The 10,666-nt window shown below is 71.4% G+C and carries 8 protein-coding genes; 1 reads left to right on the forward strand and 7 read right to left on the reverse strand.

Annotated features, from left to right (window positions below):
- The coding region (locus R6V09_RS35135; protein ID WP_317885515.1) for a cell division protein PerM at positions 1-1,196 on the reverse strand (1,196 nt) is incomplete at its 3' end.
- 96 nt (positions 1,197-1,292) lie between these two features.
- Here R6V09_RS35135 and R6V09_RS35140 point away from each other — a divergent pair.
- Entirely contained in the window at positions 1,293-2,429 is a 1,137-nt protein-coding gene (locus tag R6V09_RS35140) for a helix-turn-helix domain-containing protein (protein ID WP_317885516.1), read from the forward strand.
- A 243-nt stretch (positions 2,430-2,672) separates the two neighbouring features.
- Here R6V09_RS35140 and sucD read toward each other — a convergent pair whose 3' ends face one another.
- The 6 genes from sucD to R6V09_RS35170 form a co-directional block, all read right to left on the reverse strand.
- Entirely contained in the window at positions 2,673-3,557 is an 885-nt protein-coding gene (sucD, locus tag R6V09_RS35145; protein ID WP_019066811.1) for a succinate--CoA ligase subunit alpha, read from the reverse strand.
- 21 nt (positions 3,558-3,578) lie between these two features.
- A complete protein-coding gene (gene sucC / locus R6V09_RS35150) occupies positions 3,579-4,757 on the reverse strand; it encodes an ADP-forming succinate--CoA ligase subunit beta (RefSeq protein WP_280878363.1) in 1,179 nt (392 codons plus the stop codon).
- A 457-nt stretch (positions 4,758-5,214) separates the two neighbouring features.
- Positions 5,215-5,379: a hypothetical protein gene (locus tag R6V09_RS35155; RefSeq protein ID WP_317885517.1), complete on the reverse strand. Its 165-nt coding sequence runs from the start codon at positions 5,377-5,379 to the stop codon at positions 5,215-5,217.
- Positions 5,380-5,514: 135 nt separating this feature from the next.
- Positions 5,515-5,871, reverse strand: a complete 357-nt coding sequence (locus R6V09_RS35160) for a hypothetical protein (protein ID WP_317885518.1) — start codon at positions 5,869-5,871, stop codon at positions 5,515-5,517.
- A gap of 799 nt (positions 5,872-6,670) precedes the next feature.
- Positions 6,671-7,870: a VWA domain-containing protein gene (locus R6V09_RS35165; RefSeq protein WP_317885519.1), complete on the reverse strand. Its 1,200-nt coding sequence runs from the start codon at positions 7,868-7,870 to the stop codon at positions 6,671-6,673.
- 247 nt (positions 7,871-8,117) lie between these two features.
- Entirely contained in the window at positions 8,118-10,664 is a 2,547-nt protein-coding gene (locus tag R6V09_RS35170; protein ID WP_317885520.1) for a DUF5682 family protein, read from the reverse strand.
- Positions 10,665-10,666: the final 2 nt, after the last annotated feature.

Genomic DNA, 10,666 nt, shown 5'->3' on the forward strand with positions numbered 1-10,666 from the left:
GACTTCTGCCAGGAAGCCGGGGTCGACCTCTGCCGGGGACCGGCGCCGGTACTCGCACCGACCACCCCCCGCTTATCCCCCGCCTCCGCCAACTCGCCCCCGCCATCGCCCCGTTGCCCCACCGCGACCCGTGCCACGAACCACCCCACCATCACCCCGGCGCCGAGCGGCACCAGCCCCGCGAGCCAGTTGAGCGGGGTTCCGGTGCCCGCGTCCGGGACCGCCGCGAGGAGCGGGAACGGGGGAAGCAGGGGGGCCGGGGCCGAGGAGAGGGGGTCCACCGTGTGGTGGGTGCCCAGCGCGAAACCGGGGCCGAGAGCGTAGGCCGCCGACCAGACCGCCGCGTTCGGGATCAGCGCGAGGCAGAGCAACAGCACGGCGAACCGGCCCGACAGAGCCTCCGTCAGCCGCAGGAACGACGTCTGGGCCGCGCCGCCGTGCCAGACCAGGGATGCCGTGAGCAACAGCGCACCGCCCCCGACGAACACCGCCGTACCGATACCGGCGGCACGCGCCGCGGTGCCGATCCGGGCCCGGGACTCGCGGGCCTCCGGGCCGAGAACGAGCCGCCGCAGCCCGGCCGGCAACAGCACCAGCACGCTCAACACGGGTTCACGCGGACGCCCGTACGCCGTCCACACGCCGGAACCGGCCGCGCCCGCGGCGAGCAGTGGCAGGCACACCGCCGTCCAGCTCCAGGAGGGGGAGAGTTCGCCGCCGGACGCGTAGAGCGCGGCGGCGGTGCCGACGGCGAGATAGCCGAGGGCGACGCCGGTCCAGGCGGTGCGGGCCGGGACCGGCGGGATGTCGGTGCCAGTTTCGTCGTCTCCCCCGCCCAGCACCGCGTCCCGTGCCGCCCGGTGCAGCAGCCAGACCGGCAGGACGAGGAGGAGCAGCGGGGTCACTCCGACGGGGGCGGGGATTCCGGAGAGGGTGTCGGTGCGGACCAGTTCGACGCCGTGCGCGAGCAGCCAGAGCGCGGCGGCCATGTGCAGGGCGCCGCCGGGTCCGCTGTCGGGGTACGGCGAGCTGATCCACAGCACCATCACGAGCACGGCGAACGAACCGAGTCCGAGCCCCGCCGCGACCGCGCCACCCAAGAGGCTGGCGGCCAGTCCGGGGGATCGGTCGCGCATCCGGGTGAGCAGGGGCGACAACGACGGTCGGCGGTGGGTCATCGGCATCACGACCGCCATGCTCCCAACGACACGCGCTTTCTCGTCGTAACAGGCGAACCTCCGAAGTGTCGCTCAATATACATTTATGTACTTTTTCGTACGAGGGGGCACCCGGTGACGCAGACCCCTGCAACCCCGCTCCCGCCGCCCAAGGAACGTCGACGGCTGCGCGAGGCCGCGTCCCTGACGCAGGCTCAGCTCGCCACGCAGGTGGGCGTCAGCCGCGAGACGGTGCGCGCGTGGGAGACCGGCCGCACCACACCACGCGGCCGGAAACGGGAGGCGTACGCGAAATTGCTCGACGACCTGGCCGAGAACACCCCCGCAGTGGAAGAGGAAGAGGTGGATGTAGCAGAGGTAGAAGCAGCGGTGACGGAGGCTCAACCGGAGCCACGGCACGCCGACATCGCCGTGGTCGAGATCCCCGTACCGCACACCGCTCCGGCACCCGCCCCCCTGACCCCCGCTCAGGCCTTCGACGCGCTCTACGCGTTCTGCGCGCCCTCCCTCGTACGGCAGACCTATCTGCTGACCGGGCGGCGCGAACTGGCGCGGGAGTCCGTGGAACGGGCCTTCCAGACCGCCTGGCAGCGCTGGCCCGAGGTGGCGGTCGACCGCGACCCGGCCGGCTGGGTGCGCTCGGTCGCCTACGAGTACGCCCTCTCCCCCTGGCACCGCTTCCGCCCCAGATACCGCCACCCGGAACCCCCACCCCCGGCCCCCGCCGACCGCGCCCTGCTGACCGCACTCCTCAGACTCCCCCCGTCCTACCGCCGGACCCTCCTCCTCTACGACGGTGTCGGGCTCGGTCTCGCGGAGCTGGCGGCGGAGACGGAGGCGAGCACGCCGGCCGCCGCGAACCGGCTGCTGCACGCGCGCGCGGCCGTCGCCGCGCGGCTCCCGGAACTGTCGGACCCGACCGAGCTGCACCGACGGCTGACCGAACTGGCCTCCACGGGGCGGCTGCACGCGGCCAAGCCGCCGACGGTGCGCTTCGTCGGCGAACGCCGCACCCTGTTCTGGACCCGGGCCGCGATCGCGTTCACCGTCGCCATCATCGGCGCGACGACGCTCACGGTGCGGACTGCGCCCACGCGTTACGAGCCACCGGTGCCGTTGGGGGAACGGGTGGAGGGGGTGCCGGCTCGGGTGGCGCAGGGTTCCTTGTCCGAGGAGGAGGTCTCTCTACGGGACCGTCTGCGGAACGGGATGACAAGTGGTCCGGAGAGGCTGGCACCGCTGAGTCGGTAGATTGTTGGCTGCGACCCGGTGGGGGCTGGTCGCGCAGTTCCCCGCGCCCCTAAAAGACGTGCGCTGGCCTGCGTTTTTAAGGGGAGCGATTCCCTGCGCCCCTAAAAACACGGGCCGGCCTGCGTTTTTTACGGGCGCGGGGAACTGCGCGACCAGCCACGACGGACCCGCAGTCGGCCGACAACGCATCGATGGGCTCGCTCCAACCCACGGAGCGAGCCCATCGACGTTCAGACAGGTAACTCAGCCGGCCAGGATCTCGCGGGCGAGCTTGGCCGTCTCGGTCGGCGTCTTGCCGACCTTGACGCCGGCGGCCTCAAGGGCCTCCTTCTTCGCCGCGGCCGTACCGGAGGAGCCGGAGACGATGGCACCGGCGTGGCCCATGGTCTTGCCCTCGGGCGCGGTGAAGCCCGCGACGTAACCGACGACCGGCTTCGTGACGTTCTTCGCGATGAAGTCCGCCGCGCGCTCCTCCGCGTCGCCACCGATCTCACCGATCATCACGATCAGGTCGGTGTCGGGGTCGGCCTCGAACGCGGCGAGCGCGTCGATGTGCGTGGTGCCGATGACCGGGTCGCCACCGATGCCGACGGCGGACGAGAAGCCGATGTCACGCAGCTCGTACATCATCTGGTACGTCAGCGTGCCGGACTTCGAGACCAGGCCGATACGGCCCGGCTTGGTGATGTCGCCCGGGATGATGCCGGCGTTCGACTGACCGGGGGTGATCAGACCCGGGCAGTTCGGACCGATGATCCGCGTCTTGTTGCCCTTCGCGACCGCGTACGCGTAGAACGCGGCCGAGTCGTGGACGGCGATGCCCTCGGTGATGACGACCGCGAGCGGGATCTCGGCGTCGATCGCCTCGACGACGGCGGCCTTGGAGAAGGCCGGCGGTACGAAGAGGACGGATACGTTCGCGCCCGTCTTCTCGATCGCCTCGGCGACCGTGCCGAAGACTGGGATCTCGGTGCCGTCGACATCGACGGACGTGCCCGCCTTACGGGGGTTCACGCCACCGACGATGTTCGTGCCGTCGGCCAGCATGAGCTTGGTGTGCTTCATGCCCGTGGAGCCGGTCATGCCCTGGACGATGACCTTGCTGTCCTTGGTGAGGAAGATAGCCATGGCTGTTTTGTCCCTCGTCCCTTACTTCGCAGCCGCGAGCTCGGCGGCCTTGTCGGCCGCGCCGTCCATGGTGTCCACGCGCTGGACCAGCGGGTGGTTGGCGTCGGAGAGGATCTTGCGACCCAGCTCGGCGTTGTTGCCGTCGAGGCGGACGACGAGGGGCTTGGTGACTTCCTCGCCCTTGTCCGCGAGCAGCTGCAGCGCCTGCACGATGCCGTTGGCGACCTCGTCGCACGCGGTGATGCCGCCGAAGACGTTGACGAAGACCGACTTGACGTCGGGGTCGCCCAGGATGATCTCCAGGCCGTTCGCCATCACGGCCGCGGACGCGCCGCCGCCGATGTCGAGGAAGTTGGCCGGCTTCACGCCGCCGTGGTTCTCACCGGCGTACGCGACGACGTCCAGGGTGCTCATGACGAGACCCGCGCCGTTGCCGATGATGCCGACCTCGCCGTCGAGCTTGACGTAGTTGAGGTTCTTCGCCTTGGCGGCGGCCTCAAGGGGGTTCGCCGAGTCCTTGTCCTCAAGCGCCGCGTGGTCCGGCTGGCGGAACTCGGCGTTCTCGTCGAGGGAGACCTTGCCGTCGAGGGCGATGACCTTGCCGGAGGCGACCTTGGCGAGGGGGTTGACCTCGACGAGGAGAGCGTCCTCCTTGATAAAGGTGTCCCACAGGGTCACCAGGATCTCGGCGACCTGCTCGGCGACGTCGGCCGGGAACTTCGCCTGGGCGACGATCTCACGGGCCTTCTCGATCGAGACACCTTCGTTGGCGTCGACCGGGACCTTCGCGAGGGCCTCGGGGTTCTCCTCCGCGACGACCTCGATCTCCACGCCGCCCTGGACGGACGCCATGGCGAGGAACGTGCGGTTGGTGCGGTCGAGGAGGTACGAGACGTAGTACTCCTCGACGATCTCGGGCGCGGTCTCGGCGATCATCACCTTGTGGACCGTGTGGCCCTTGATGTCCATGCCGAGGATGTCCGTCGCACGCGCGACGGCCTCGTCCGGGGTGGCGGCGAGCTTCACGCCACCCGCCTTGCCACGGCCGCCGACCTTCACCTGGGCCTTGACGACGGACTTGCCACCGAGACGCTCTGTGGCTGCGCGGGCCGCCTCAGGCGTGTCGATGACTTCACCGGCCAGCACCGGTACATCGTGCTTGGCGAAGAGGTCCCTCGCCTGATACTCGAACAGGTCCACGCGCTTCCGTCCTCAGTGATCTCGCGGTTCGTTGGATGCGTGGGCGTGCCGCGAAGGGCAACGTGACGTCCGCTGTCACAAGGGAGGCGCACACGGTGACCGAGCGCGCGGCATGTCCGTCTCGCAGGTTATCGCTGCTTGCAGGGGGCCCCTAAATCGAGGGTCACACCTGAGCGGTGATACCTGTCACATGATGCCGCCGTCCGTGACACGGAGTGCCGCGGACGGGACGTTCGGGCAGCTTGCATCGAGCGGGTCGTGCGGGGCCTCACCGGGCTGGGGTTGGCCCGGCGAGGCCCCTGGGAACGGCCCCTGGGGGCCGCAGGGAGGATGATCCCCACCCCAATGGGGACCAGCTCACCCCATTCGCGAGGTTCCGCCCGGACAAACCGACGGCTTTCGGCCGTCCGGGTCCTACCACCTCACGAAGTCGTACGCCCGTCGCGGGCGAAGGCGATCACGAAGGAGTGGCTACGACCCTCGCGGCGCAGGCGGCACGGGCCGCGCGGGCGGCCTGGATCCCCCTGATGGCACCGGCGCCCCTGACCTGGGACGGGTGCGGGTGCGGGCCGAAGGGGCTCACGGCAAGGGAGACATCGACGGTGGCGCCAGATATGGACATGGGGGACATGTCATTGTTCGTGCTTGTATGCGTGCTTGGATGCGTGCTTGGATGCGTGCTTGCGTGCATGTTTGGGTCAGGTCCTTAGGATCACGGGACTTGTACGGCAGGTCTGCTACGGGGAAACGGGCTTCCCTAGCCGGGGAAGACCAAGACGTCCCGGTACCTGTCCCGCGCCTCGCCCACGTCCGCACGCGCGGCGACGCCGGGTACGAGCCGCAACGGCGCCCGGTGGTCCGGGCTCACCGCGTGCACATCGACGTGGCGGCACCCGCCGCTGTCCAGGGCCGACTGGTTGCCCAGGGCCCCACCCGAACCGGAGTCACCACCGGGCACCTGCGGCACGGGCGCCTGCCCGAAGGACCGCCCGCCATGCCCGCCCACGTCCCTCGCGACGCCCTCGCCGCCCGTTACGCCGACACCGGTGACCTGCGGCCCGTAGGCGAGGCCTGCCACCACGTCCGCGTGCTCCTGGGCGCCTCGACCGGCCACCGGCCCCTTGACTGCAGCCCCCTGAACAGCACTTGGCGGCTGCGCCACGGGCCCACCCACGCCCGGCACCGGAATCGGAACGGGAACCGGCACCGGAGAAGGCAAGGAGGGAATCGTGGGAATCGTCGGCAGGGAAGGCAGCTCGGAGAGAACCGGGAGCGCCGGGAGCGATACGTGCGGCAACCGGGCCTGGACCTCCGCCAGCCCGTCAGTCAGCCCACTCGTCAACCCACCGGTCACCGTCCCGACCACGTCCACGACCGGCCTCACAATCGGCTGGGGGGTAGCCGGTCGAGACACGGGATGCGGCAGATGTGGATGGAGGTGTTGGGGGAGCGGACGCCTGGACGGCTCCGTACGCGGCAGCCGCGCCGCTCCCACCGAATGCACGACGGCGTCGACCGACGAACGTACGACGGCCCCGACCTCGCCCCCGACCCTTGCGGCGGCCGAACCCGAACTCCCGCTCACCGTCGGCGCCTTGCCGGGTACCGACGGCACGAGCCCGGTCACCGTCGCCGTCGGGCCACCCTCCGCCGCATGCGCCTGCTCCCCGCAGAGGAAGCCGAGCGCGAACAACCCGCCTACCAGCAGCGTCAGTTGCAACGTCACGCGCAGCGCACGCCGCCCGGCCGCCGTACGCATCACGCGCAGGGCGGCAGCGGGCAGTGTCGCTGGCCGGATCATGAGATGCCGATCCTTGCACGCCCCTCCCGAGCCCGCGCAAGCCCCCCATTACCGATGGCTGCTCATGTCCCTTTCCTGTCCTGCCAATTGACGCTCCCTCGCTCCCCCGTCGTCAGGCTGTATCCGGTATCGGCAACGGCCGCTTCTCGATCGCCGCCGCCATCACCTCCGGGAACAGGTCCGGCGTACAGGCGAAGGCCGGCGCCCCCAACGCGCCCAGCGCGGCGGCGTGTTCGCGGTCGTACGCCGGCGCCCCCTCGTCGGACAGCGCGAGCAGCGTCACGAACTGCACCCCCGACGCCTTCATCGCCGCGACCCGCTTGAGCATCTCGTTCCGTATCCCCCCTTCGTAGAGGTCGCTGATCAGCACGACCACCGTCTCCGCGGGCCGGGTGATCTGCGACTGGCAGTACGCGAGCGCCCTGTTGATGTCCGTACCGCCGCCGAGCTGTGTCCCGAAGAGCACGTCCACCGGGTCGTCGAGCTGGTCGGTGAGGTCGACGACCGCCGTGTCGAAGACGACGAGCCGGGTGTTGATCGACCGCATGGACGCCAGCACCGCCCCGAACACGGACGCGTAGACGACGGACGCGGCCATCGACCCGGACTGGTCGATGCAGAGGACGACCTCCTTCTTCACGGACTGGGACGCACGCCCGTATCCGATGAGCCGCTCCGGCACGATCGTCCGGAACTCGGGCAGGTAGTGCTTGAGGTTGGCCGCGATCGTGCGGTTCCAGTCGATGTCGTGGTGGCGCGGCCGGTTGATACGGGCGCTGCGGTCCAGAGCACCGGTGAGAGTGGCCCGGGTGCGGGTGGCGAGCCGCTTCTCCAGGTCCTCGACGACCTTGCGCACCACCGCCCTTGCCGTCTCCTTCGTGGTCTCCGGCATCGCCTTGTTGAGGGAGAGCAGCGTGCCGACCAGGTGCACGTCGGCCTCCACCGCTTCCAGCATCTCCGGTTCGAGCAGCAGCGCGGAGAGCCCGAGCCGGTCGATGGCGTCACGCTGCATGACCTGGACGACCGAGGAGGGGAAGTACGTCCGGATGTCCCCGAGCCAGCGTGCGACGGACGGCGCCGACGCCCCGAGCCCCGCCGAACGGTCCTTCCCCGCCCGCTCCTTGTCCCCTCTGCCGTACAGCGCGGCCAGCGCCCCGTCCATCGCGGCGTCCTGCCCGGACAACGCGCACCCGGTGCCATCAGCCGCGTCGCCCCCGAGCACCAGCCGCCACCGCCGCAACCGCTCCTGCCCCGGATCCACGACCCCGCCGACGTCGCCCGTCCCAGCCACCCCGTTCACGGTCGCCGTCATCCGCGCACCCCCGCGCGCAGCCCTTCCCACAACGGCACGACCCGCACAGCCCGCACGACGCGCACGGCGGCCTTCCTCGGGCCGCTCTCCGCCCCGCACGCGTGCCCTCCATCTCCCCCAACGGCATCCCCTACCACTCGGGCGCCCTCCGCCGGCCTCCTCATACCCTGTCTGCCGCTCCGACTCTTCCTGGCGATCCTGCTGTTTCCGCCGTTCCTGGCGTTGCTGCCGTTCCTGTCGCCGGTCGTCATCCCGCCGCCCCCACAAGGTCGTTGTCGGTGTTCCCCACCACTTCGTCCAGCCCCAACATCAGCCGCAGTACCGGCACCACCGCATCCGCGCGCTCCACGTCCAGCTCCGCGCCGAACCCGGGTGTCCCGGCCGCCGTCATCACCGTCGCGCCCCCGCCCTTTCCGGGCCCGCGCCGTACCAGCTCGCCGAGCGTTCTGCGCACTCCCGACTCGTACGCCGAGAACGTGCGCCGCAGCAATGGCAGTACGTCCGTGAACGCCTCCGCCGACACCCCGGTCAGCCATGCATCCACCAGCCCGAGCAGCCGCTCGTCGTGTACGAGGAGCAGCCCGCCCCCGCCACCGACGAAGCCCTCGATCCACGCCGCCGCGTCCGCCGGCGGTGTCCCGGGCGAGAGCACCAGCCCCATCAGCCGGGCAGCCTCGTCCGGCCCCAACTCCCCGCCGTCCAGCAGAAGTCGTACGGCACGCCCCCGGATGACGCCCGGCACGGTGTCCCGCGCGGAGAGCGTCCGAAGCACCGCACGCCAGCGACCGCGCAGGGCACCGTGACCGAGGGCGGGGGCATCGGCGTGCGCGTGCCCGGAGGCGTTGCGCCGCTCGGGTCCGGGGGCCTCGCCGTACGCAGGATCGGAGCCTTCGCCGGGCCCGGGGCCGGGCGCACCACCGTGCCCAGGTTCGGCTGCACCCGCGTCCCCTGGCGCAGAGCCATCACCGCGCCCAAGCCCGGCGACATCACCACGCCCGGCCCCTGAGGCCTTACCCGGCGTGCCCCCCGAGGCTCTACCCCGCTCGTCCCCGGAGACTGCACCCCGCCCAAGCCCAACCCCACCGGCGTCGCCCAGCAGTGCCACCGCCCCGTGCACCGCGTCCACATGGCGTCGCATCTCTTCGGCCGCGTCCGCGTCGAGGGCCGTGCAGGCCGGAGGCAGGCCGACGAAGACCCGCTCGGCCAGGCCCGCGGCGACCTCCGTCAGTGCGCCGGTGTCGGTGCCGCGCACGTCGCCGTAGCGCAGCGAACGGACCAGGGCGGGCAGTGCCTGGGCGAGATGGCCGACGTCCGTGTCGAGGGCGGCGCGGTCGGCGAGGACCCGCATCACCACGGGGAGCGCGTCCGGCAGTTCGGCCAGCAGGCAGTGCTCGGCGAGGGTGGTGACGTCGGCGAGGTTCTGTGCCCCGACGGCGTCCGCCTCCGCCTTGGCGTTCGCCGCGGCGAGCACGGTGGTGCCCCAGACGCCCGCCTCGGCGACCCGCACCGCCAACTCCGGTTCCCAGCGCAGCCGCCACGTCTCCCGGAACGTACCCGTGCTCCCCCGCGAGGCGGTCGGCTCGCCCCAGTCGACACCCAGCAGCCGCAGCCGGTGCAGCAGCCTGCTGCGCGCGGCGTCGGTCTCCTTGCGCAGGTCGAGCTCCAACTCCCGCTCCAGCGCCTCCGGTTTGAACCGCAGCCTGCGCTGCAGCCGGTCGAGGTCGCGCTGCAGCGGCACGGCGGGGGCGCCCGGTGGCACCTCGCCCAGCACATCCCCGACGACGAGCCGGTCACGCACCAGGGACAGCGGGATGTCCGAGCCCTCGCACATCACCGCGCGCACCGCGTCGGTGGTCTCGCCGAGCCCCGGCAACGGACGGCCCCGCATCACTGCAAGGGTCTCCGCCAGCCGTACCGCCTCGATGACATGGGCCGGGGAGACGATCCGGTCCTCCTCCCGCAGCAGCCCCGCGACCTTGGTCATCCACCGCTCGACCGGCCGGTCCGGCGCGGCGAACAGATGGCCGTACCAGCCCGGCGAGTCGATGCCCGCGCCGTACCCGCCGGCCCGGGACAGCCGACGGTGTGTCCACGGCACCCAGGTCAGCTCGGCCTTGACCTTGGGCAACCCCTTCAGCAGTGCGCGGTCCGCGGCGACAGCCGTCCTCTGCCGCAGCGCGGGCACATGCCAGGCTCCGCACACCACGGCCACGTCGTCCTCGAACTCCCGTTGCGCCGCGCGTACTTGGAGCCGCATGTACGCCTCGCGCACGAGGTCCCGGTCGTGTCCGCCGGCCCCGTAGGTCTCGCGCAGCGCCCCCATGGCCTCCTCCAGCGCGGTGAACGGCGCGAACGGGTCCCGCTCCCCCACACCCCGGTGCTCGACGACGTCCTCCCACCAGCGCTCGGGGTCGTCGTACCCCGCGGTCTCGGCGAGTACGGCGAGGGGATCGACGCGGATGTCGGGGCCGGAGGGAGTGTCCGGGCCGGTCGGGGCCGGCTGCTGCTCCTCGCCCGTGGGTTCGTCCTCCGTGTCCATCCCCCATGCCAGCGTGTGCGCGGCCGGAAGGTCGATGAAACGGGCCGGTACCCCGTGCTCCAGGGCCCAGCGGATCGCGACCCATTCCGGGGAGAACTCGGCCAGCGGCCAGAAGGCCGAACGGCCCGGCTCGTCCACGGCGTGGGCGAGGAGCGCGACCGGCGGTCGCATGTCCTCGTCGGCGGCCAGCGGAATCAGCGCGTCGGCCTCGGGCGGTCCCTCGATCAGTACGACCCGCGGCCGGGCCGCCGCCAGCG

The organism is Streptomyces sp. W16 (assembly GCF_033194735.1).
Taxonomy (GTDB): Bacteria; Actinomycetota; Actinomycetes; order Streptomycetales; family Streptomycetaceae; genus Streptomyces.